Below are 22,801 nucleotides of genomic sequence, written 5' to 3'. Positions count from 1 at the left end.
ATAGCAAAATCAATTCGTTAACCTAAAAAGTCCTCAGAGGAGTTTTGTCAGCAACAAAACCGATTTTGTTGCTCAACCCAAAACATTCATTGTTAATTCAAGCATAGACAGAATTCATGGCTAATACGGTCTTTCAGAACACAAGTATTTCGAGCGAAATTCAGCCCCCAGATCGAATCCGTCGTTTAGTATGGAAACTCAGTATTGCCACTTTAATTTTAATGGCAATTGGCAGTGCAACACGGGTAATGAACGCAGGGCTAGCTTGCCCGGACTGGCCCTTATGTTACGGTAAATTAGTGCCGACTGCTCAAATGAACCTGCAAGTGTTTCTAGAATGGTTTCATCGTCTAGATGCTGCATTAATTGGCTTCGGAGCGCTCGCCCTGAGTGGTTTATCCTGGTGGTATCGACGAGAACTCCCTAAATGGCTGCCGATCGCGGCAACCTTTGCTTTGGGCTTAATTGTCTTTCAAGGGATTTTGGGTGGCTTAACGGTTACTCAACTGTTGCGGTTTGATATTGTCACCGCTCACTTAGGAACCGCCCTGTTATTCTTCACCACTTTGTTAGTGATCGGCTGTTCGATGATGCCCTACAAAGGCACAGGCAATGTCGGAAAACTCCCTTGGGTTGGCTTAACCGCAGCAATATTAGTTTATCTTCAAAGTTTGATTGGCGGCTTAGTAGCATCTCAATGGGCATTACACCAATGTTTCGGCGGCGCCCAACTTTGTACGGTAATGAATAGCCATATTGCAGGCGTTGTTCCTCCCACTTTAGCAACAGTAATTTTGGTGATTTTAGCGTGGCGAACTTCCGCTTTGCATCCCATGCTACGAAACTTAGCGAACTGGGCTGGTATTTGTGTAATAGCTCAGATCGCTGTGGGAGTTGCAACCTTCCGCTTGCACTTGCAAGTTGAACCTTTAACAGTAACTCATCAAGCCATTGCAGCTACATTGCTGGGAATACTGATTGCTTTTACTGTTCTGGCATTTCGCGATCGCCATAGTCAAAAAACAACCCATACCCTAATCCCTTCTAGCAATTTGTAAATCTAAATTCCTAATTGTTACTCAGACCTCATTTCTCAATTCTGATGTACAGATGTTGTTGGCAACCTCTCTACAAATGATTGAGTGACTCCCCATCGAAAAACATTTCACCCGAGAAAATCAATGCAAGAAATTATCAGTAACAGTGCAACTCGACGCCATGAAAATTTCATACAGGTTGTTCAGAGTTACTATCAACTCACAAAGCCCAGAATCATTCTCTTACTTCTGATTACAACATCCGCCGGAATGTGGTTAGCCGCTAAAGGAGAAGTTGATCCCCTCTTACTCGTCATTACCCTCCTAAGCGGAGCCTTGGCTTCAGGTTCAGCAAACACGATTAACTGTATCTATGACAGCGACATCGACTATATCATGGAACGGACGCGCTGGCGGCCTATTCCCTCTGGACGAGTCAAACCCCGTCATGCTTTATTCTTTGCGATCGCTCTAGCGGTTATCTCTTTCTCCTTACTGACTGTATTTGCCAACCTATTGGCAGCCGTATTAGCAATGTTGGGTATTGCTTTCTATGTCGTCATCTACACCCATTGGTTAAAGCGCAATAGTGTTCAAAATATCGTCATTGGCGGTGCTGCGGGTGCTATTCCTCCTTTAGTCGGTTGGGCGGCTGTCACAGGCGATCTGAGTTGGGCGGCTTGGTTACTGTTTCTGATCATCTTTTTGTGGACTCCCCCTCACTTCTGGGCGTTGGCAATTATGATCCGGGATGAATACAAAGAAGTCGGCGTTCCCATGTTACCTGTCATTGCAGGAGATGAACCCACTGCCAAACAAATCTGGGTTTACAGTTTGATCATGGTTCCCTTTACCTTAATGCTCGTTTATCCCTTACACACCAGTGGCATCGTTTACGCGGCGATCGCAGTCGGTTTAGGAGCAATTTTCATTAAAAAAGCTTGGCAGTTGTTGCAGTCACCCGAAGATCAAAAAGTGGCTCGTTCCCTGTTTAAATATTCCATTCTGTACATGATGATGCTCTGTACAGGAATGGTAATTGATAGCTTACCTGTTACCCATCAGGTTGTTACAGCTTTGGGTGATAATCTACACAGTTTGATGAATAATGCTGTTGTGATTGTATCATCCATCTATAATGGGTAACGCTTAAAAACACAATTGGATACGGTTAGGTTCAGGTAGGCAGTTTGTCTACCTGTTTGTTTGAAAACTGATAGAGCAGTGATCGCTGGTATCTTGAGCAGGAGCAAGCCTAATTTAACCACAAAGAACACCAAGAACACCAAGAAAAAGAAGTTGTAAACACGCTCCCTGCTGATTGCTATAACTGAAAAAAACGGGTGAGTTGTCACGATCAACTGCTCACGCTAAACTGTAAAAACCCACCCCGACAAGACTGTTCCCTATTCCCGATTATCAAAAGTTGAGGACTTAACATGAAAGCTGTTATTTTCAATCAATATGGTTCGGCGAATGTTTTGGAATATCGAGAGATCGACACACCCAAAATTAAACCGGATGAATTATTAGTAAAAATCTCCGCCACCAGTATTAACCCCGTTGACTGGAAAATACGACAGGGAAGCGTACAACTGATTTCCGGTTACAATTTCCCCAAAAAAATTGGTGCTGACTTGTCAGGCGTTGTGGTAGAAGTCGGAGAAGGAGTAACCCGCTTTCAGCCAGGAGATGAAGTCTACACCTTTCTTAACCCTGTTTCTGGCGGTGCTTGCGCCCAATATGCAGCCGTTCCCGCTTCTTCCGCCGCCCTCAAACCTTCAACGATGACTCACGAAGAAGCCGCAGCCGTTCCCATTGCGGGTTTAACTGCGCTACAATCTTTATTTGATTTAGGTCAAATTAGACCCGGACAAAAAGTATTAATAAACGGCGCTTCGGGCGGTGTGGGAACCTACGCCGTACAAATAGCCAAAGCAATGGAAACGGAAGTCACGGGAGTCTGTAGCGCCGCCAATTTAGAACGAGTTAAAGAGTTAGGCGCCGATATTGTAATAGACTACACTCAAGTTGATTTTACCCAACAAAGTACCAAATACGACATTATTTTAGATGCTGTTGGAAAACAAATTTTTTCTAACTGTGAAAACGTTTTACAACCGGATGGAATTTATATTTCTACGCTTCCCACGCCTGAAAATATTCTCGCCTCCGTTCAAACTTGGTTATTTTCGGGTAAAAAATCCGCTAAATTAGTGTTAGCACAACCCAGTCGTCGAGATTTAGATGCGTTGCGAGATTGGATAGAAGCAGGTAAAATTCGGTCAGTGATTGATCGGGTTTATGCGCTGTCTGATATTATTGAAGCGCATAATTACAGCGAAACTGGACGAGCGGTTGGTAAGATTGTTTGTGTGGTTGAAAGCGATTAAAAATAAAAACCCGGTTTCTTGAAAGTTACCGGGTTTTTGGGTGGTAAAACCGAGAGATTAATTATCTGATGCACCCTACTATGGGTTAAATTTTAGGGAGTTGAAAAAAACCCGGTTTCGCAAGAGTTACCGGGTTTTTGAGTCTAATTCGGGTTAAATTTTAGGGAGTTGAAACCCTGTACAACCGTTAACCTGTAAATCTTGATTAATGCTATCAACAGCTTGATTATAAGTGCCAATATTGGCTTCTACTGCGTCTTTCTCCTTTTTAATTTTTATCAGTTTAGCGTGAGCATCCTTTTCTATGTTATGTTCTAGCAAAGCATGAGCATGGTGAAATTGAGCAATAATGACTCCAACTTGTTGATCTGCACCGGGTAAAAGATGAGAGTTAATGGTGTCATTGATAGTAGTCCGAAATCGGTGCATAATGGTGTGATGAACTTTTTTGCGAAAATCAATCTCCAAAAGTTGTCGAACAGCAGGTTCAGCAGTTAACATTCCTTGAAAATCTGTGCTTTGACAAGCTTCATATAGCGTTTGTCGGAGTTGAAAAGCTGGAACGGTTCCTTCTGCGTAAAATAAAGCAGTTTCTCGGATATAGGGTTCGCATTCGGTTCGAGCTTCGTTTGTAATTGCATGAATGACTTTTTCACGCAAATCTTTATCGAGATTTTGACGAATTCCCGCATCATTCCCCAACAATTTTTCTAGCTGTTTGTAATATTCAGCACTGGAGACATTGTGAGTTAATTGATTGAAGAAATTATTCACCAATTGTTGAGAAGATTCAGTTAACACTTTCTTCAGTCCATTGGTGACATAGTAAAACGCTTCTGACAAAATCGCCATCACCGGAACAACGACATTTTCTTCGTGGCTTCTCCTCGCCAATTGATGCGTTTCTTCAACAGAAAAGTTAGCGATCAAACGGTCAAGCTCATCCAGCATATTTCTCTGAATTTGACGATAATCTCGTTCTAAACGATTGTTATTGTTCGTCGCAAAAGCTTCATTGAGTTGTTCCCGAATATGTTCAGAAAAATCTAGACTAATTCGATATAAGTCTTGGCTGAGTTGTTCTAAAGCTTCCTTTTTAATTGTATCAACATCAACGGGTTTACCTGCTAACGCATTCTTCGAGTTAAAGTAATGTTTTATCAATTCATCACAGATGGGTTTAAGATCCTCTGCTAATGCTTGAAAGAGTTCGGGTTTACGTTTGTTAATCAAATAATCCTTGAGTTGCTTTTTAAACTCTTCAACTCCACTTTCTTGAATTAACTTATTCAGCAAATTATCACCATGATCATCGATAATTGCTTTAAACTTTTCGTCGTCAGTGTCAGCAGCAGCAATAGCTGGAGTTATGGGAAAATCAACGCGAGAAACCTTTAGAAAAAAGTATCGATTAAACTCGCTCTTAAATTCATCTGGTACTTGAAATTCAGATTTTTTTAGACGCAAAGAACCATAAAACCCTAACATTGCACTGGTTTTATAAACTCGTTCTTTGTGAAACTCGGAATGAATTACACTTTCTAGTAGTCGATGAAGTTCTGGGTTGTACCATGTCGCATCAATATGATTGAATACATAGAAAATGCGATCGCGTACTCCGGGACTATTGCGAATGTGTTCAATCAGTTTAATTTCCTCTCCTGTTAGCGTTCCATTGATAGCGGCTTTCAATACACAAACCACTGCGGAAGTATCGGGATGAGTGATTTTCTTCTTGGCAATTTCAGCATGAATTAATAGAGGCGAATCTATCCCCGGAGTGTCTACGATAACAATTCCATTTTCTAGTAAGGAATTGTGACAGTAATATTTGATTTGCTTGAAAACGGCTGCATTTTCAAATTTTACATGATGCTTTGCTTCTTCTAAAGTTATATGCTCGATAGGAGGATTACTTTGAATTTTATCTTTGTTCGCTACAAAGCCATCAAGCAACTGTAGAAGTAATTTTGCTTGTTGTTCTTGTTTTAAATCTTTATTGTCCTTTGCTTCTTTCAGTTTTTTTTCGGCTTTGTCTCGTAGGTTTTGAATGCTAGCGGGTTCATCCAAGTCTACACCGTCTGCTAATCCTAAAATCTTGCAAAGTTCGGAAATTTGTTGTCGAATTTCGGTTTTGCTAAAGAAGTGAAGAACTGCTTTTTCGTCATCTTGCTTTTTAGCATATTCAACGTAACATACAGTTCCGGTAGCAACTCCTGGAGAACTGTAGAGCAATTTCCGCTCTAACAACGTATTAATTAAGGTAGATTTACCCGCACTAAAGGTTCCTGCAAAAACGATTTCAAATCGGGGAGAAGTGGCTTTGTGTAGAGAACGTTGAACTGCTGCTGTATCTACAACGATATTTGCTTGAGAGATTAATTTTAGCAGAGCATCAACCTGATTTTCCAGAGTCATTGTGTAACCTGTTGGGGTAGAGTTTTGTTTGAATTTTTCTATAATCAAGCTACAGAATGCGTCGGGATTATTTCGGAAAATATTGAAATTTTTTTAGATAAAAAAGATTAGTATTGTTTAATATAATGAACCATATATTGATATTTATATTGCTCGGTACATGGTGTTAAAAAATGTAGGGGCGCTCTTGCTTGCGCCCAAAATAAACTTGCTTGCGCCCAAAATAAACCTGTTTTTGAAAAAAACCCGGTTTCTTTGAGAAACCGGGTTTTTAAGTGTTATCGTAAGTTTTGCGATCGCTAAATTCTCCCGAACTTGTGAAACGAGTTCACCCAATGAGGGGTCAATGCGGTACATTAGCATCATGGGAACCCCCGATGAGATTGAGGATATAGAACTCGTGGTAGCGAACAAGCCGACAACGGTTAGTGATCCATTAGAAAACGCGCTTTTGCTGAAGGTAAAACGACTCACATCAGCCAAAGGACAGCTCGTTTTACCCTGTGTACCGGCACTATTAGATGAGTATGTAGAACAGTTTCACCGCTTGCTGGTGGCGTTAGGGCAAAATTTCACACCTAGCGAAATACAGGCTTTGCGTCAGCTTGTACAGAAGAAACTCACAGAAGGATACAACGCTTCACCTCATGCTCGTCTAGTCTTTAAATATGAGCCACCAGAGCCAACGCATGGACTCACCCAAGGGCTAAAATTAACGGTAACAACAGAAATTCTAACGATTGAAAACAAATATCAACGTTGGCTGACGAGTCGTGAGGGGCCGTTGTTTGGTTCTCATCCCGATGCTAAACTGATGGCGATCGCTTCTCAATTGGGATCTGCGGCTCAGGCTCCAATTTTAGACGTAGGAGCAGGAGTAGGGCGTAATACTTTACCCTTGGCTCGACTGGGACATCCGGTTGATGCGGTGGAACTCACCCCCGAATTTGCTCAAATTATCGCCAATGGGGTAAAAGCTGAAAATCTACCTGTGCGGGTGGTTCAAAGCAATATTCTCAATCCGGCTCTGAGATTACCTCAAAAATATTATAAATTAGCAGTTGTAGCAGAAGTCATTTCCCATTTCCGCGCACTGGAAGAGGTACGAACCCTACTGAAATTGATGTGCGAAGCTATTCAACCTGGAGGGCTGCTACTATTTAGTACGTTTGTCGCGGCTGAGGGCTTTGAACCTGATGAAAAGGTGCGAGAAATGTCTCAAGTGCAATGGTCTTATCTGCTGACTCGCTCAGAGTTGAATTGGGGAATGCAGGGTTTGCCCCTAGAGATTTTATCGGATGAGTCGGTGTATGAATATGAACGAACTCATTTAAGTGCCGAAGCATGGCCGCCGACTCCCTGGTTTGAACATTGGGCGTTGGGACGTGATGTTTTTCCCATTCCTAACCCGCCGATGTCTTTACGATGGATACTCTGTCGAGTCAATTAATCCCGTTTAGGCTATTTTAGACGGTAAAAGTATTAAATTTTGCATGGCTGTACAGAAAACTGACGATAACGTTTTGACCCCAAATCTTTAATAAATCCTCACCTATTCCTGAACATTGACCCCAGAGCAAATTGTATTATGGTTAAGCAACGGATCACTCAATTCGCCCTACTTCTTGGTGCTGCGTCTGTCGCTTTGGCGATTGGCATCTTTTTTCCGATCACGCAGTTACAACGATTTCTACCGTCTCGTGAGGTGTCTGTTCAAGAGTCGAATGACTCTGAGCGGGTGATTATGTTAGCCTCTTTATCTGCGGAAAAACGCCAAGTTGAACTTAAAGAAATTGCTGCTAGTTCAAAGCCCTCAACTGAACGTAGTCGGGCGCGTTTTTTGCTGGCGAGTGATCTGATCCAACAAAAACAAGCCGAAGAAGCGATCGCGCTTTTAGCAGGACTTGAACAAGATTATCCCCTTTTGGGCGCTCAGATCGTAATGAAGCGGGCGCAAGCTTATGAACAAATGGGCGATACCGCAAACGCGAAGCAAGCTTGGGAAGATTTGCTGCAAGGTTATCCTAAAGATCCGACTGCGGCTGAGGCGTTGTATGTTTTGGGGAAAGAAAACCCGGAATATTGGGATAGGGCGATCGCAGAATTTCCGGCTCATCCTCGTAGTGTCGAAATTGCTCAAACTCGTCTAAAAGAAAATCCCAATCAACTGCCGCTTTTATTAATTATCGCTGAACATGGCATTTACTTAAAGGACTATGGGACTTATTTAGAAAAGCTGGCTCAGAACTACACTGGCCAACTGAAGCCGGAAGACTGGGAAAAGATCGCGTTTGGCTATTGGGAAAAACAGGATTATGGGAAAGGCGCATTAGCTTATGCAAAGGCTCCTCGCACGCCTCGCAACCTCTACCGTCATGCACGGGGGTTGTGGCTGGATGATAAAATTCCCGAGTCGCGCAAAGCCTATGAACAACTGATCCAAGCGTTTCCTGATCAACAAGATCCAGGCGGTGAAGATGCGGGTTTTGGGTTAATTCGTTTGGCTCGGTTGAGCGATCGCCTAGATGCGGTGAAATATCTCGATCAAGCGATCGCTCGTTTTCCGGCTCATCGTGCCGAAGCGCTCTATGATAAGGCAGAATTGCTCGATCAACTGGAATCAAAACAGTCGGCGTCTCAAGCTCGACAAATGTTGTTAAAGGATCATAGTGAGTCGGAACCTGCGGCGCAGTTGCGCTGGAAACTCGCGGAAGACTATGCAAAAGCGGGAAACATCAAAGAGGCTTCTAAATGGGCGAAGGAACTTTCAACGAAAAATCCCGATAGTGAGTTAGCCCCAGAAGCAACATTTTGGATCGGGAAATGGGCGCAACAAATTGGCAATTCTCAGGACACCAAAAAAGCGTTTGAATATTTGTTGGCGCGTTATCCTGATTCTTATTATGCTTGGCGATCGGCTGTACATTTAGGTTGGCCTGTGGGAGATTTTACCACTGTTCGTCCGCTCAATCCTCATGTTGAATATCCGGAAACTCATCCGGTTTTGATGGCGGGTTCTGATGGGTTGAAAGAACTTTATCAACTCGGAAAACATCAAGAGGCTTGGAAACTTTGGCAGGTTGAATTTGCCAACCGAATGCAGCCTTCTATTGAAGAACAGTATACGGATGGTTTGGTGCGTTTGGGTGTGGGGGATAATTTAGAGGCGCTTTGGATGTTGTCGAGTTTGAGTCAGCGCGATGAACCTGAAGAACGTCAGAAGTATTTGAAGTTAAAGAAAACGCCGGAATATTGGCAAGCGTTGTATCCTTTTCCTTATCTCGAAACGATTGTTAATTGGTCACAGGAACGTCAATTAAATACGGTTTTGGTAACGGCTTTAATTCGTCAAGAATCTCGGTTTATGCCGGGGATAAAATCGGTAGTGGGGGCAACGGGTTTAATGCAAGTGATGCCGGAAACGGGCGAAGAAGTTGCAAAACAGATTCAACTCACCAATTATTCCTTGGAAAATATCGAGGATAATGTTAATTTGGGAACTTATTATCTGGATTTTACCCATCGAGAATACAATAATAATTCGTTACTGGCGGTGGCGAGTTATAATGCTGGCCCGAATGCGGTTTCGGGTTGGTTAGAGCGATTTGGTTTTCAAGATGCGGATGCTTTTGCTGAAAAAATTCCCTATCCTGAAACCTATGGTTATGTGAAGTCTGTGTTTGGCAATTATTGGAATTATTTGCGGATTTATAATCCTGATATTGCGGCGATGATGGAAAAACACGCGGCTGACTATAAGCCGAATTAAGGGTTGATCGATGTTTGATCTTAATTGTCGGGTGCATCAGAGAAAAAGGTTAAAGGTAGAACTGTTAGATGTTGTATCTGATGTACCCGACTACTGAGAGAGGGTTTAAAAGCAGATCGGTTCCGATCTGTTTGATTTTGTGCCAAACTGCGGTACACTGTCCGATAGAATAAAATCGATTTAATTAATATCTGGGTAAGCCTTGCTAAATTTATCTTTAGAAAAATCTTCGAGTCGTCAAGTCAGGCTATACTTTTGTCTGAGTTTAATTGTAGCGATCGCTTGTGGAATTGGGGCATTTGCTAAAGCTTGGGATCAAGAATATCTTATACAAGATGATGCGCGATCGCACGTGGTTTGGATGCTTAGATTTCTCGATCCTGAACTGTTTCCTAATGATCAAATTATCGATTATTTTCAGTCGGTTGCGCCTCGGGGATACGCAAATTTTTATAAAGTTTTTTCGCTGTTAGGAGTCAGTCCTCTTTTACTCAATCAAATTTTACCGACTATTTTAGGCGTGATTACAACGGGTTTTTGTTTTGGGGTGTGTTGGCAAATTTTACCGGTTCCGATGGCGGGTTTTCTCAGTACATTACTCCTCAATCAAAATCTTTGGTTAAAAGATGATTTAATTACAGCAACACCGAGAGCCTTTTTTTATCCCTTATTTCTGGCGTTTTTATACTTTCTATTACGACGATCTGTGATTGGTGTGGGAATTGCGATCGCACTGTTAGGCGGGTTTTATCCGCAAGGGGTTTTAATTGCAGTCGGGGTTGTCATTGTACATTTATTTTTGGGAAGAAAACAGGCAGATTCTATAAGAAATACAAACGACTCGATTTTAATAACGGCTTTGGTGATTGGTAGCTTTGTTTTATTTCCTTATGTTATCAATAATTCTCAATGGGGAGATGTGATCAACCTGACTCAAGCCAAAACATTACCCGAATTTTATCCGGGAGGGCGGGCTTCTTTTTTTACGGATAAACCGTTGGATTTTTGGTTAACAGGGGATCGTTCGGGTTTTTTCCCTCAAGAATGGTTTAGAAAGTCTTTTATTCCGCCTCAAGTTTTTGCGGGAATCTTGTTACCTGTGTTGTTAAAATATCCGGCAAGATTTCCCTTAGCTCAGAAAATTTCTCGTTCCGTTCTGATTTTACCTGAATTATTGTTGGTTTCAACGGGATTATTTTTTCTGGCTCATCTTTTGGCTTTTAAGTTACATCATCCCAGTCGCTATAGTCAGCATAGCTTGAGAATGATCATGGCGATCGCGGGGGGAATTGCGGTAACATTAATTCTGGATGCAATTTTCCGCAAAATTAACGAAAAACAGCACAAGATTTTTTTCAAAAGTGCTTTGGTTGTGTTAGTATTTTTAGGCTTATGTTATCCGAGCTTAACCAACCGCTTCCCCATTACTAATAATGTTGTGGGTGAAATTCCGTTGTTGTATGAATTCTTTGCGATTCAACCCAAAGATACGCTGATTGCGTCTTTAACTGATGAAGTCAATAATATTCCTGCCTTTTCTCAGCGTTCAATTTTAGTCGGTTCTGAATATATTTTACCTTATCATCAAGACTATTATACAGGGATGAAGCAACGAACTGAAGCCTTAATAAAAGCACAGTATAGCCCAAATTTAGCTGAGGTTAAGCGTTTTATTCAAGATTACAAAGTCGATTTTTGGATGATAGAAGAAAATGCACTGACTTTAGAGTTTGTTCAACAAGATGATTCTCTCAAAAAACTGAGTTCAACTGCGACTGCAAAAGTCGAAGAAAATCTCAAAAATGGACAAAAGCCGATTCTGGAAAGTTTAACGGATCGTTGTACGGTTCTCCAGTTTCAAAATTATATTATTCTCGATGCTAACTGTCTTCTAAATTCTTAATTTTTACTGATCCAATCAAAGTTTATGTCGATGACTCGTTTACACGCATTTTTAACGTCTCCGCTTGAGAAAACCCCTCGTTCGAGAGTGATTTTTTGGTTTAGTCTCAGCATGGTATTTGCTGTTGTTTATGCAGGGATGGCATTACATCGCGCCTTTGAGAGTTCGGGTGTGATTCAAGATGATGCTCGTCAGCATATTTTCTGGATGCAAAGATTTATTGATCCCGAGTTATTTCCCAATGATTTAATTGCCGATTATTTTCAAGCGGTGGCTCCTTTGGGATATACAATTCTCTATCAAATTGCGAATTTTTTGGGAATTCATCCGTTAGTTTTTTGTCGGATTGTTCCTTCAATTTTAGGGATTATTAGCACGCCCTTCGCCTTTGGAATTAGTATCGAAATTTTACCTGTTCCTGTGGCGGGTTTTGTGGGGGCGTTGTTGATGAACCAAATTATTTGGTTAAAAGATGATGTCGCATCAGGAACGCCTAGAGCTTTTATCTATCCCATTTTTCTGGCATTCATCTATTATGTACTGAGAAGTAATATTTGGGGAATTGCGATTTCAATTGGTTTAACGGGGTTATTTTATCCGCAATATGTGTTTGTGGGATTAAGCATTTTAATTCTGCGTTTATTCACTTGGAAAGAAGGGCGGCTTCGTTTTTCAGCTCACCCAAGAGACTTAAAAATATTTGGGATTAGTTTCGCCCTCGCGTTTGTTGTAATGGTGATTTATGCCTTACAAAGCATAGAATTTGGGCCGGCAATGAATCGAGCAGAAGCCCTACAATCTGTAGAATTCTTTGAGAATGGACGGAACCCGTTTTTTAGCGAGAATATTTTTGATTTTTGGTTTAATAGTAGACGAAGTGGGATGTTTCCCAAGTCGTTGTTTACACCTGCAACTCAATGTTTAGCCTTACTTTTTCCGGTTTTATTCCTATTTCGTCCTGCTTTTCCTTTACTTGATAGAATCAAGCCGGGAATTTGGGTGATGTTTCAATTGTTCGTTTCCTCGGTGATGATGTTTTTATTAGCTCATGCTTTTCTATTTAAACTGCATCTTCCTAACCGATATACGGGAATCAGTTTGAGAATTGTTGTGGCTGTTATTACGATTGTTGCGTTTACGGTGATTCTGGATGCGTTGTTGAATTGGATTGAAGTTAAAGGTCAGGTAAAATCAGAAAAAAAGGAAGTTATACCCCGAAAGGTTCAGAAGATTGTTGCAGGTGGATTAATAGGAGTTATGACGATTTCTCTGTTATTTTATCCGAGTTTTGTTCCCTTCTTTCCTCTGGTAAAATACGAACAAGCCGACCGACCTGAACTTTATGAATTCTTTCAACAGCAACCCAAAGATGCTTTAACGGCATCTCTATCTGGAGAGATTAATCAACTACCAACTTTTGCTCAACGTTCGATTTTAATGGGTCGAGAATATGCCATTTCTTATCATACTGGATATTATCAACAGGTGAATCAACGAACAACAGATTTAATTAAAGCTCACTACAGTCCGAATTTGGAAGAACTCAAAACCTTTATTCAAAAGTATGGGATTGATTTGTTTTTAATTGAATTGTATGCTTTTGTTCCTGAATATTTTTATTTTAATGATTGGATGAATGAATTTGAAGAAGGAAAACAAGCGTATCAGTTTTTGAAAACAGGAGAATTTCCGGCCTTAGCTAAAACCATTAGTAAATGTTCTATCTACACAGCCGAAGAGTGGTTTATTCTGGATACAAACTGTATTTTAAAACTGTAAAAACGTGGATATCTTCATCAGATATTTGAGCGAATCAATCGGATAAACTGACAAATTGAACCCGAAACAGGACTTTCAAAGTGGCTGTTTTCTTGAAATCCTTCTTGGGCATAAAAACGTCTGGCTCGATGATTGTCTGCAATAACAACCGTCCAAGCCGGACTTCCAATAATATTCAGAGCTTGTCTTAACAAACGTTTTCCAACGCCTAGATTTTGGTAATCGGGATCAACATAAAGTAGGCTAATGTGGTTTTCATAAAAAGCGACAAAACCTACTACTTTGTCACCCTCACAAGCCACAAATTTTTGACAAGGATGAAAGATTTTATTCAGGTAAGGATTTTCAGCCAGAGGGATCAAGTCACGAGGAACACAAACCCCTGCAAATTCGCCAGGTTGCGCTCGGTCGTGAACTTGACAAACGGCTTCCCAATCTGTTTCAAAATAGGGACGAATTGCAATCATTTAGAGAGCTAAAAAACCCTATTCTAATTTTAACTCGGGAATGGTAACAGAGGGAAGAGAAGCCGCAATAATTTCTGGTCGTTCAATTGTACTGGGGAATAAAGCTTGGAAAGTCGTTTTACCTTCTTCTGTTTCCGCCAATGACTTAAAGCTTTCATAGAAGAAGAAAGACACCCCGGAAAATTTCCGCTTGCGACTTTCTGCCACTTGTTCTTTAACCGTTGAAAGATCAACAGATTTGGCTTTGAGTCCGGTTAAAATTCCCACCGCAACCGGAATATTCACTTTAGCATCAAGCACTTCAGAAGCTTCTAAATCTGCTTTAAAACCTTTCGGATCATCCCGATAAACTTGCAGCACTAATTCCTCTACATATCCATTCCGTTCCCAAGTCGGCCAGTCTTGTAAATAATTGTCGTAAGCGTAGGATTTGGGATTTGGTGAAAGGGAAATTGTGCAATTGGGTTTGTAATCTTTGACAACCCAAAAGAGGCGCATCATAAAGTCAGTCAATTTATTCGCACGCCAGCGCACCCAGTCAGCATCTTTAGGGTCAGTTGGAGGTTTTTTACCATTATTTTCTCGTTGGTAAAGTCGAGTCGTAAATTCATCATAACCTAATTCAACAGGTAAGCCAAAATGATCATCAAATTGAATTCCATCAACATCATATTTGCTGACTACTTCGACGACTAAATCAAGGACAAACTGTTGAACTTGAGGGTTAAAGGGATTGAGCCAAACGTGATATTTATTTTCTTCTTTCGTAAACGGAACTCCCTCTTGATTAGTCGTAATCCAACTGGAGCGACTTTGTAAGAATTTGGAATCTTGGGGAACCATAAACCCAAACTCAAACCAAGGCATAACACTCATGTTTTTAGCTTTGGCTAGAGTGATGATTTCTTGCAGAACATCTCGCCCTTGTAAACCCGTTGCTGGATCGAGTTCAACCCCAATAATTCGCTTCATTACTTGACTGGGATATTGGGTATAACCCCGATTCCAAACAACAGGATAAAGGGTATTAAATTTGAACTCGGATAAGGAATTAATGGCATTCGTAACAGAGGAAGCAGAAAACAAAACATCACTGTCAATATTCGTGAGCCAAACGCCTCGTATTTCTCCTTTAGGAGCTTCAATTTCTACGGCTTTGACTAAATATTCATCGGGAACAGAAGATTCTTCGTTCGCTTTCAATAAAGCTTGAGATAAAAAGGTTGCAATTTCAGCCCGAGTTGCAAATTCATTGGGTTTTAGAAATTTGAGATTTGGGTAATTCACAACTAAACGATTTTCAGTTGCCGCCGCGATCATTCGTTTGGCATAATCGGGAATTTTATCCGCATCACTATAGGTTTTTTCTAAGGTGAAAGCAACAGGTTGAATCATATCGAGTTTCAAGCCACTAGACAATGCAACTAAGGCTTGAACCCGAGGAATTTTTTCTGTAGCTTTAAAAGTTTTGTCTTGATAACCACTTAAAAATCCTGTCCGATAGGCTTTCTGAATGACTTCATAAGCCCAGTATTTTTTGTCAACATCTGCAAATTCAAATCCTTCTCGAATGGGCGATTGATTCGGAAAGGCTTTGTTCAGCATGGCGGCAAATTCTGCCCGCGTTACAGAAGCATCGGGTTTGAATGTTTTATCTTCATAACCACTAATAATCCCATCATCTGCTAATTTTTCAATACAGTCTTTTGCCCAATGATCTTTGATATCACTAAAATCTGCCATGATTTCTACCGTGTTGGTTAAATTCTAAACGCTGGGTTGTCGATTTATACAAGTTTCTGATAATTCAACCCTTTGAGTTCTTTCGATGCCTCTGTTAAGCATTCAGGGAAAAATGATAAATTAATTTTGTCTAAGCGATCGCCAAAGTTCATTTGATTTGCTTCTATAATAGGATTGGGGAGATTTTGTAAAGAAAGTTTTAAGTATTTTTTTCCTGAAAGATTCAATCGATGACAACAAGTTGAACTCCATCAGCTCCAAGTCCCGAGGCGGATTCAGGTCGCGGAGTCGGAGCATTTGATCTCACTTCTGTTTAATTGTTAATAGATAATGATGACATTAAGCTACTCAGTTGAGGTTAACAAACGATGAGATTTATCAATCCTAAAACCGATTTTGCCTTTAAAAAAATTTTTGGTTCAACAGAAAGCAAAGATATTCTGATTAGTTTTTTAAATGCCTTGATTTACAATGCTGAAGCTGTTATCGAAGATTTAGAGATTATTGATCCCTATCTTTCGCCTCGGATTCAAGGTTTAAAAGATTCCTATCTGGATGTGAAAGCTAAACTGAATGATGGGTCTATTGTCATCATCGAAATGCAGGTTTTAAATGTGGAGTCGTTTGGTAAACGAGTGTTGTACAATGCAGCTAAAACCTATTCTCTACAACTCGAATCTGGACAAGGTTATCGGTTCCTTAAACCTGTGATTGCTCTAACGATTACAGATTTTATCATGTTTGAAGAATCGCAACGGTTAATTTCTCGTTTTGTTTTTAAAGAAGAAAGTGAAAATTTCAAATACAAAGGGAATGAAATTGATTTGATTTTTATTGAACTCCCGAAGTTTAATAAAACATTAGAACAGTTGGAAACCTTAACAGATAAGTGGATTTATTTCTTAAAGAGTGCTATGGTGTTAGAATCAGTTCCGCAAAATATGGAAAATATACCTGCTATTCAACGGGCTTTTCAAATCGCTAACCAAGCCAATTTAAGCCGTGAAGAACTTGAAGAACAAGAAAAAAAAGAAATGTTTATTCAAGATCAACAGGGTATGATTCTGTTAGCAGAAAGAGAAGGATTAGAAAGAGGTCTAGAAAGAGGTTTGGCAGAAGGTCTCGAACAAGGACTTGAACAAGGACTCGAACAAGGTCTAGCAGAAGGTTTAGAACAAGGACGTCAGGCAAAAGCGATTGAAATTGCCCGTCAACTGTTGAATGTTTTGGATGATGAAACCATTAGTCAAACGACGGGACTGACTCTTGAGGAAATTCAAAACTTGCGCTAACTTTATCTCAGGTAATTTCAGGAATATCTCCCATATTTTGCGACAGATTTCTGTTCAGTTTCTTGCTGATTGTTCAACCAAGCCCACATCTGATCCCCATAGGAAAAATGCCACCATTCATTCGGGTGCTGTTGAAATCCGGCTGAAATCATTACTGCTGCTAAAATTAGGCGATTTTGATGATATTTTTGCTCAACTAAATGAGAACTTTCAGCAAAATGATTGGGATAGGAACGAGGGGAAATTTCATCAATCGGAGAACCCATATCAACGATTTTTCCTGTATTATTAACTAACGTAATATCGATAGCGGCGCCTGTACTATGAGGAGGCGGTGTTGCAGGATCAAGACTCGGAACAGCCCAAAATTGATAGACTTCTTCTAAGATAGCTTTGCGTTCTTCTGCTGATATTAAATCAGGTTTTAATTCTCTAGCTTTTATGATTTCTGCAAAGGTATAATCAACCATAAATTGTTGGACTTCTAGAGGACGATAAGCATCAAAAATCAAGATTTTCCAACCAGGATAATCAGATTGTAATTGCGTTTGAGCAGTGATTAAACGTTCGAGAACTTCCTGACGTAAATAATAGGGAGAATCCACACCTGAAAGATGATAAGGTGCGCCAAGTTTTTCATAAGGATGAGGAGATTCAACTGCAAATTGTTCGAGCGGAATGGGTAATAACGGTTCACCACAGTCTTGAACGGGTACTTTTTGGTAAGGTTTGATCATATTTTTAGTATTGTTAAATAAAGTAACAACAACTGACTGTTATCAACCTTATAATTGTATTATAAAATACAGAAATTAAGAGATTGTTTCTATATCGTCATGTTAACTCTAGATGTTTTTAACATATTTCTTTACCTTTGAGGCAATTTGTTTAAATGTCATGTATGATTTATTACAATAATTTTAGGAGAATAGCAAGTGTTAGCTTTTCTGAATGATTTAATCTGGGGTAAGATACTCATCTTTGTACTGATTGCGGTGGGGTTGCTTTTAACAATCTCCTCTCGATTTGTGCAGTTTCGATATTTTGGGCGAATGTTCACGATTTTAGGAGAATCATTTCACCGAGAAGAAGGGCATTTAAGTTCGTTTCAAGCCTTAGCTTTAAGCGTTGCCGGACGAGTGGGAGCGGGTAATATTGCGGGTGTTGCAGTTGCCATTACTCTTGGAGGGGCGGGCGCTATTTTTTGGATGTGGGTTATCGGTTTAATTGGCATGGCAACCAGTTTTTTTGAATGCACTTTAGCCCAACTTTTTAAAAATGCTGAACCCGATGGAACTTATCGCGGTGGCCCTGCTTATTATATTGAACGTGGACTCGGTAAACGCTGGTTAGCCTCGCTATTTTCTGCGCTTTTATTGATTACATTTGGCTTGGGATTTAACGCTCTCCAATCTTACACCGTTGCAACTTCTATTCAAGACACTTTTGGAGTACCAACTTCGATTACAGGTGTGATTCTACTGATTGTTTTAGGGTTAATTATATTTGGTGGAATTAAACGGATTGCTGATGTTGCAGAATTTGTAGTTCCGATTATGGCAATCGGATATTTTGCCATGTCTTTGTTTGTACTTGTCACCAATATTGCTGAGATTCCGAATGTCTTTAGTCTGATTTTTAAAAGTGCTTTTGGCTTACAACAAGCCGTTAGCGGTGGAGTGGGAGCGGCGATATTATTTGGGGTAAAACGAGGCTTATTCTCTAACGAAGCAGGTTTAGGAAGTGCGCCAAATGTGGCTGCGGTTGCCTATGTTGAACACCCGGTAAATCAAGGGATAATTCAATCTTTTAGTGTGTTTATTGACACGATTATTTTATGTACTTGCACAGCCGCAATTATTCTTCTGTCTTCGGTTTATCAACCGGATAGTGATGTGAGTGGAATTGTATTAACTCAAGCGGCAATGGCTGAACACGTTGGGGGTTGGGGGCGAGCTTTTGTCACCATTGCCTTAGTGTTATTTGCCTTTACCTCAATGATTTATAATTACTACTTAGGTGAAAATAGTCTCAACTTTTTTAGTCCAGAAAATAAGCTGCTGTTTAATATTTTTCGCGGTTTGACTCTAGCATTAGTTGTCTGGGGATCGGCACAAGATTTAAGTACCGTATTTGCTTTTGCAGATTTGACAATGGGACTCTTAGCCTTAGTTAATCTTGTAGCCGTTTTTCTACTCTTTAAAGTGGGTTTACGAGTGATGAAAGATTTTGATCGGCAAGTTCAAGCGGGAGATCAACAACCTATTTTTGATGCGAGTCGATTTTCTGATCTGAATATTGATCGTCAAGCTTGGACTGAAAAAGGTGATAATATGCCGGAGTTAATCACAACTAAAGTTTCAAATTAACCGATGTAGGGGCGGGTTAAAATAGGTTTATAATTTCCCAAAGATAACTTTTATAAACCCGCCCCTCTTTCAATATTTTTGTCTCAAAACTGGTTAATTGGAGGTAAATTTACGTTCTCCAAAATCTGATATTCTCTAGTTTTGACGATAGGCAATTACCGCATAAAACGGATCACCACCCCCTAAACCAAACATCTGTAAAATCGAGGGTACTGAAGACTGTTCAGCAATCACTTCAGGAAGACTAAATCCCGGTAAACTTTGCCCTTTAACAGAGTTAAAATACCCCTTCACCAGTTCCACTCGACTGGCTTCTGTTCCGTCTCGCCAAGCGGTAATTGCTTTTTGAGGAAACATTCGGTTAGAAAAGCTAACAATTGCTATTCCACCCGGTTTTAGAATGCGATACATCTCATAAAAAATAGCTTCAGGATACTGCAAATACTGCACCGAAACGCAATTTAAAACCGCATCAAAATCACAATCATCTAACGGTAATTTTGGGTTTTCATTCAAATTCTGCAAAAAATAATGATCAAGTTGCGGATTTTTTTTCAATTCTTCCTCATTCATCCCATGTCCCTCAACATGAGCGAAATCTATCTCAGGAAGATGAGACACCCAACTACTCATCATGTCGAGAATGCGAGTATTCGGTTTGAGACGTTCCCGGTAAAGATTTGTTAAGCGGTCAATAAACCCCTCATCTACGTGAGTCACCAGGCGAGGATAGGAGTAAAACAGCGAATCATCCGTCTGATCAAGTTTTTGGCGGTCTTGAGCCTGTAGCAACATCGTGGCAATATGGTATAAACTACTCTATATAGTTTAAAGAAAATTTTCAAGAATATTACGGAGTGTAAAGCAAGTCATTGGAATCAGGGGACAATCGGGCTTGATCTCCAATTCATTATTCTACACATTTATTTCCAAGTTTCATGTCACCATTGCTTGAAGTTCAAAACCTAGAAACTCGCTTTTTTACAACCGATGGTGTTGTCTGTGCAGTCAATGGGATTTCCTATACATTAAATTCCGGTGAAACCCTTGGAATTGTTGGGGAGTCAGGTTCGGGGAAAAGTATTAGTGTGTTGTCAATTTTACGCCTCATTCCTTCTCCTCCAGGGAAAATAACAGGCGGAAAAGTTTTATTTGAAGGGGAAAATTTACTCAATCTTTCTGCTGAAAAACTCCGTCAAATTCGCGGAAATCAAATCTCGATTATTTTTCAAGATCCGATGACTTCTCTCAATCCAGTTTTAACGATTGAAAAGCAAATTACGGAGTCAATTCAACTTCATCTCGGACTCAATAAAAATGATGCAAAATTAAGAGCAGTTCAACTGTTAAAACAAGTCGGAATTTCTGATGCTGAACGCCGAATCAAAAACTATCCCTTTCAATTTTCGGGAGGAATGCGTCAACGAGTAATGATTGCGATGGGGTTAGCTTGTCGTCCAAAATTATTAATCGCAGATGAACCGACAACGGCTTTAGATGTCACCGTTCAAGCCCAAGTCGTAGAGTTAGTGAAACAGTTAAAAAAAGAACTGGGAATGGCGGTGATTTGGATTACCCATGATTTAGCTTTATTAGCGGGATTAGCAGATAGAATTTTAGTGTTATATGCAGGTCAAATTGTTGAACACGCTGAGGTTTATCAACTGTATAAAAATCCGCGTCATCCTTATACAATAGGATTACTGGAAAGTTTACCTCGTTTAGATGGAAATATTAACGAAAAATTACAAGCAATTGAAGGTGTTCCTCCCGACTTAACGAATTATCCAAAAGGTTGTCCGTTTGCCCCTCGATGTCGTTTTGCAATAGAACATTGTTTTAAAGAAGATCCGCCGTTAGAATTAGTAGATACAGGACATGAAGTGGCTTGTTGGGTGAAGCCCAAAATCGGATAAGTTTGATTCAATTATTAATATAATTCTAACATAAAATGATAGAATCTACATCTAATATACCTAAATTTTTTCCACAGCAAGACACGTTAATTAAGATTCACAACTTACAGGTACATTTCCCCGTTTTCAAAGGAATTTTAATTCAAAAAACAGTTGGTGCAATTAAAGCCGTTGATGGTTTAACGTTTGACATCAAACGGGGTGAAACCTTAAGTTTAGTCGGAGAATCTGGCTGTGGAAAAAGTACAACCGGACGGGCTATTTTACAGCTTGTGCGTCCAACCGCAGGAAAGATTGACTTTGAAGATACAGATTTAACAACGTTAGAAGCCGAAGAATTACGGGCGATGCGTCGGCGAATGCAGATGATTTTTCAAGACCCTTATGCGTCTTTAAATCCTCGAATGACCGTAGGTAAAATTATCGCTGAACCTTTAATTATTCATCACTTAACAACAAATATAATAAAAGATCGCGTTCAAGAATTGTTAGAATTAGTGGGCTTAAATCCTCAATTTATTAACCGTTATCCCCATGAATTTTCAGGAGGTCAACGACAACGCATTGGAATTGCGAGGGCTTTAGCAGTTAATCCTGATTTTATTGTCTGTGATGAACCGATTGCTTCACTTGATGTTTCGATTCAAGCCCAAGTGATTAATTTAATGCAATCTTTACAGCAAAAATTAGGATTAACTTATCTATTTATTGCCCATGATTTGAGTGTCGTTCGACATATTTCTAACCGAGTTGCTGTGATGTATTTAGGTAAAATTGTTGAACTTGCTGATAGAATAACCCTGTATAAAAAGCCCTTACATCCTTATACTCAAGCTTTACTTTCTGCGGTGCCGATTCCCGATCCTGAACTCGAAGCTAAACGCGAAAGAATCATTCTAAGAGATGATATTCCTAGCCCGATTAATCCCCCGAATGGCTGTCGATTTCACACTCGTTGTCCGCTAGCAATTGATCGCTGTCGTCTAGAAGAACCGGAATTTAGAGAGGTTGAACAAGGACATTTTGTGGCTTGTCACTTAGTTGATAAATCTGCAAATCTGAATTCAAATCAGGCTTGAAAATCTGGAACCATTGACCCTGATTTAATTGGAAATTACAAATCGTTTCTTTCTCACTTAATTCACAGTAACCTGTGGCTTCATATTCATCCCAATAATCTCGCATCGCTTCCGGAAAATTATATTGCTGTTCAGTCACTATAAACTGAGATTTAGAATTCTGATTTCCGACCATTGCTGTTGTATCAAAAGTTGTTTTAAACAGAATTTTATTCTCAGTTACTTCTAGCCAACATTCTCTCCAGGTTAAATTAGAAGTGTCGATTTTTTCCCCTGTTGAAGCAAATTCACTCGAACATTGACCTTTAATCCCCGAAGGATCAGGAGGAACCGTTGCATTTGCACAATCTTCTGCGGTAATTTCTTGCCACATTTGATAATTATTTTGGGCTTCCTCCCCATATTCCCCCAACACTTGATTTAAGGCTTCCTCGTGAGAGAGAGTTTGACAGGCTTTGAGAATTTGGTTGTAAATGACTTCCTCCATTGTTGGCCAAGCGAACACCGGAACAGATAAACTAAAAAAGGAGCTAGTTGCTAACAGACAAACCATCCATTTTTTCATCAGAATATTTACACCTTATGTTTGTTAGTGTTAGAACCTATAATAGCTGTAACACTTTTTATTCCCGACTT

17 protein-coding genes are annotated in these 22,801 nt (G+C 40.1%); 11 read left to right on the top strand and 6 right to left on the bottom strand.

Features of this window, described 5'->3' with window-relative positions:
* The first annotated feature begins 116 nt into the window (after nt 1–116).
* From VB836_RS07770 to VB836_RS07760, 3 genes are all read left to right on the top strand, one after another.
* The gene (locus VB836_RS07770; protein ID WP_046278570.1) at nt 117–1,058 is read left to right on the top strand and encodes a COX15/CtaA family protein; all 942 of its coding nucleotides are present in this window, start codon (nt 117–119) and stop codon (nt 1,056–1,058) included.
* Between the two features lie 123 nt (nt 1,059–1,181).
* Entirely contained in the window at nt 1,182–2,183 is a 1,002-nt protein-coding gene (locus VB836_RS07765; RefSeq protein ID WP_323218794.1) for a heme o synthase, read from the top strand.
* Between the two features lie 293 nt (nt 2,184–2,476).
* Nucleotides 2,477–3,430: an NAD(P)-dependent alcohol dehydrogenase gene (locus VB836_RS07760; protein ID WP_323218793.1), complete on the top strand. Its 954-nt coding sequence runs from the start codon at nt 2,477–2,479 to the stop codon at nt 3,428–3,430.
* Nucleotides 3,431–3,583: 153 nt separating this feature from the next.
* Here the strand turns inward: VB836_RS07760 and VB836_RS07755 are convergent, their stop codons facing one another.
* A complete protein-coding gene (locus VB836_RS07755; RefSeq protein ID WP_323218792.1) occupies nt 3,584–5,848 on the bottom strand; it encodes a dynamin family protein in 2,265 nt (754 codons plus the stop codon).
* A gap of 346 nt (nt 5,849–6,194) precedes the next feature.
* On the opposite strand from VB836_RS07755, the gene VB836_RS07750 reads away from it, so the two are divergent.
* The 4 genes from VB836_RS07750 to VB836_RS07735 all read left to right on the top strand — a co-directional run bounded on the left by VB836_RS07750 (nt 6,195) and on the right by VB836_RS07735 (nt 13,299).
* Entirely contained in the window at nt 6,195–7,298 is a 1,104-nt protein-coding gene (locus VB836_RS07750) for a class I SAM-dependent methyltransferase (protein ID WP_323218791.1), read from the top strand.
* A 138-nt stretch (nt 7,299–7,436) separates the two neighbouring features.
* On the top strand, nt 7,437–9,617 hold the full coding sequence (locus tag VB836_RS07745; protein WP_323218790.1) for a lytic transglycosylase domain-containing protein: 2,181 nt from the start codon (nt 7,437–7,439) through the stop codon (nt 9,615–9,617).
* A 202-nt stretch (nt 9,618–9,819) separates the two neighbouring features.
* Nucleotides 9,820–11,520 carry a hypothetical protein gene (locus tag VB836_RS07740; RefSeq protein WP_323218789.1) on the top strand — a complete coding sequence of 567 codons (1,701 nt, stop codon included), beginning with the start codon at nt 9,820–9,822 and terminating at the stop codon, nt 11,518–11,520.
* A gap of 24 nt (nt 11,521–11,544) precedes the next feature.
* The gene (locus VB836_RS07735) at nt 11,545–13,299 is read left to right on the top strand and encodes a hypothetical protein (protein ID WP_323218788.1); all 1,755 of its coding nucleotides are present in this window, start codon (nt 11,545–11,547) and stop codon (nt 13,297–13,299) included.
* A gap of 17 nt (nt 13,300–13,316) precedes the next feature.
* On the opposite strand, the gene VB836_RS07730 is transcribed toward VB836_RS07735, so the two are convergent.
* Nucleotides 13,317–13,766 (bottom strand): GNAT family N-acetyltransferase, encoded by a 450-nt coding sequence (locus VB836_RS07730; RefSeq protein WP_049558130.1) that lies wholly within the window; start codon nt 13,764–13,766, stop codon nt 13,317–13,319.
* An 18-nt stretch (nt 13,767–13,784) separates the two neighbouring features.
* Nucleotides 13,785–15,509 carry a glycoside hydrolase family 10 protein gene (locus tag VB836_RS07725; RefSeq protein WP_323218786.1) on the bottom strand — a complete coding sequence of 575 codons (1,725 nt, stop codon included), beginning with the start codon at nt 15,507–15,509 and terminating at the stop codon, nt 13,785–13,787.
* A 368-nt stretch (nt 15,510–15,877) separates the two neighbouring features.
* Here VB836_RS07725 and VB836_RS07720 point away from each other — a divergent pair, with 368 nt between their 5' ends.
* A complete protein-coding gene (locus tag VB836_RS07720; protein WP_323218785.1) occupies nt 15,878–16,801 on the top strand; it encodes an Rpn family recombination-promoting nuclease/putative transposase in 924 nt (307 codons plus the stop codon).
* 17 nt (nt 16,802–16,818) lie between these two features.
* On the opposite strand, the gene VB836_RS07715 is transcribed toward VB836_RS07720, so the two are convergent.
* Nucleotides 16,819–17,538 (bottom strand): M15 family metallopeptidase, encoded by a 720-nt coding sequence (locus VB836_RS07715; RefSeq protein ID WP_323218784.1) that lies wholly within the window; start codon nt 17,536–17,538, stop codon nt 16,819–16,821.
* 198 nt (nt 17,539–17,736) lie between these two features.
* On the opposite strand from VB836_RS07715, the gene VB836_RS07710 reads away from it, so the two are divergent.
* Nucleotides 17,737–19,170, top strand: a complete 1,434-nt coding sequence (locus tag VB836_RS07710; protein ID WP_323218783.1) for an alanine/glycine:cation symporter family protein — start codon at nt 17,737–17,739, stop codon at nt 19,168–19,170.
* Between the two features lie 135 nt (nt 19,171–19,305).
* Here the strand turns inward: VB836_RS07710 and VB836_RS07705 are convergent, their stop codons facing one another.
* On the bottom strand, nt 19,306–19,965 hold the full coding sequence (locus VB836_RS07705; protein ID WP_323218782.1) for a class I SAM-dependent methyltransferase: 660 nt from the start codon (nt 19,963–19,965) through the stop codon (nt 19,306–19,308).
* A gap of 143 nt (nt 19,966–20,108) precedes the next feature.
* Between VB836_RS07705 and VB836_RS07700 the strand changes: the two genes are divergently transcribed.
* On the top strand, nt 20,109–21,086 hold the full coding sequence (locus VB836_RS07700) for an ABC transporter ATP-binding protein (protein ID WP_323218781.1): 978 nt from the start codon (nt 20,109–20,111) through the stop codon (nt 21,084–21,086).
* A gap of 35 nt (nt 21,087–21,121) precedes the next feature.
* The gene (locus VB836_RS07695; protein WP_323218780.1) at nt 21,122–22,165 is read left to right on the top strand and encodes an ABC transporter ATP-binding protein; all 1,044 of its coding nucleotides are present in this window, start codon (nt 21,122–21,124) and stop codon (nt 22,163–22,165) included.
* Here VB836_RS07695 and VB836_RS07690 read toward each other — a convergent pair.
* Complete coding sequence (locus VB836_RS07690) at nt 22,086–22,730, bottom strand: hypothetical protein (protein ID WP_323218779.1); 645 nt, start codon at nt 22,728–22,730, stop codon at nt 22,086–22,088. The two genes, VB836_RS07695 and VB836_RS07690, sit on opposite strands and share 80 nt — an antisense overlap.
* Nucleotides 22,731–22,801: the final 71 nt, after the last annotated feature.

It is taken from the genome of Limnoraphis robusta BA-68 BA1, assembly GCF_034932365.1.
Lineage (GTDB): Bacteria > Cyanobacteriota > Cyanobacteriia > Cyanobacteriales > Microcoleaceae > Capilliphycus > Capilliphycus robustus.
This window is presented reverse-complemented; position numbering and strand designations above follow the sequence as displayed.

Bases quoted from the DNA above. Each gene is read 5' to 3' on its own strand.
- VB836_RS07770 (WP_046278570.1), top strand. From the start codon at position 117: ATGGCTAATACGGTCTTTCAGAACACAAGTATTTCGAGCGAAATTCAG.
- VB836_RS07765 (WP_323218794.1), top strand. From the start codon at position 1,182: ATGCAAGAAATTATCAGTAACAGTGCAACTCGACGCCATGAAAATTTC.
- VB836_RS07760 (WP_323218793.1), top strand. From the start codon at position 2,477: ATGAAAGCTGTTATTTTCAATCAATATGGTTCGGCGAATGTTTTGGAA.
- VB836_RS07755 (WP_323218792.1), bottom strand. From the start codon at position 5,848: ATGACTCTGGAAAATCAGGTTGATGCTCTGCTAAAATTAATCTCTCAA.
- VB836_RS07750 (WP_323218791.1), top strand. From the start codon at position 6,195: ATGCGGTACATTAGCATCATGGGAACCCCCGATGAGATTGAGGATATA.
- VB836_RS07745 (WP_323218790.1), top strand. From the start codon at position 7,437: ATGGTTAAGCAACGGATCACTCAATTCGCCCTACTTCTTGGTGCTGCG.
- VB836_RS07735 (WP_323218788.1), top strand. From the start codon at position 11,545: ATGTCGATGACTCGTTTACACGCATTTTTAACGTCTCCGCTTGAGAAA.
- VB836_RS07730 (WP_049558130.1), bottom strand. From the start codon at position 13,766: ATGATTGCAATTCGTCCCTATTTTGAAACAGATTGGGAAGCCGTTTGT.
- VB836_RS07725 (WP_323218786.1), bottom strand. From the start codon at position 15,509: ATGGCAGATTTTAGTGATATCAAAGATCATTGGGCAAAAGACTGTATT.
- VB836_RS07720 (WP_323218785.1), top strand. From the start codon at position 15,878: ATGAGATTTATCAATCCTAAAACCGATTTTGCCTTTAAAAAAATTTTT.
- VB836_RS07715 (WP_323218784.1), bottom strand. From the start codon at position 17,538: ATGATCAAACCTTACCAAAAAGTACCCGTTCAAGACTGTGGTGAACCG.
- VB836_RS07705 (WP_323218782.1), bottom strand. From the start codon at position 19,965: ATGTTGCTACAGGCTCAAGACCGCCAAAAACTTGATCAGACGGATGAT.
- VB836_RS07700 (WP_323218781.1), top strand. From the start codon at position 20,109: ATGTCACCATTGCTTGAAGTTCAAAACCTAGAAACTCGCTTTTTTACA.
- VB836_RS07695 (WP_323218780.1), top strand. From the start codon at position 21,122: ATGATAGAATCTACATCTAATATACCTAAATTTTTTCCACAGCAAGAC.
- VB836_RS07690 (WP_323218779.1), bottom strand. From the start codon at position 22,730: ATGAAAAAATGGATGGTTTGTCTGTTAGCAACTAGCTCCTTTTTTAGT.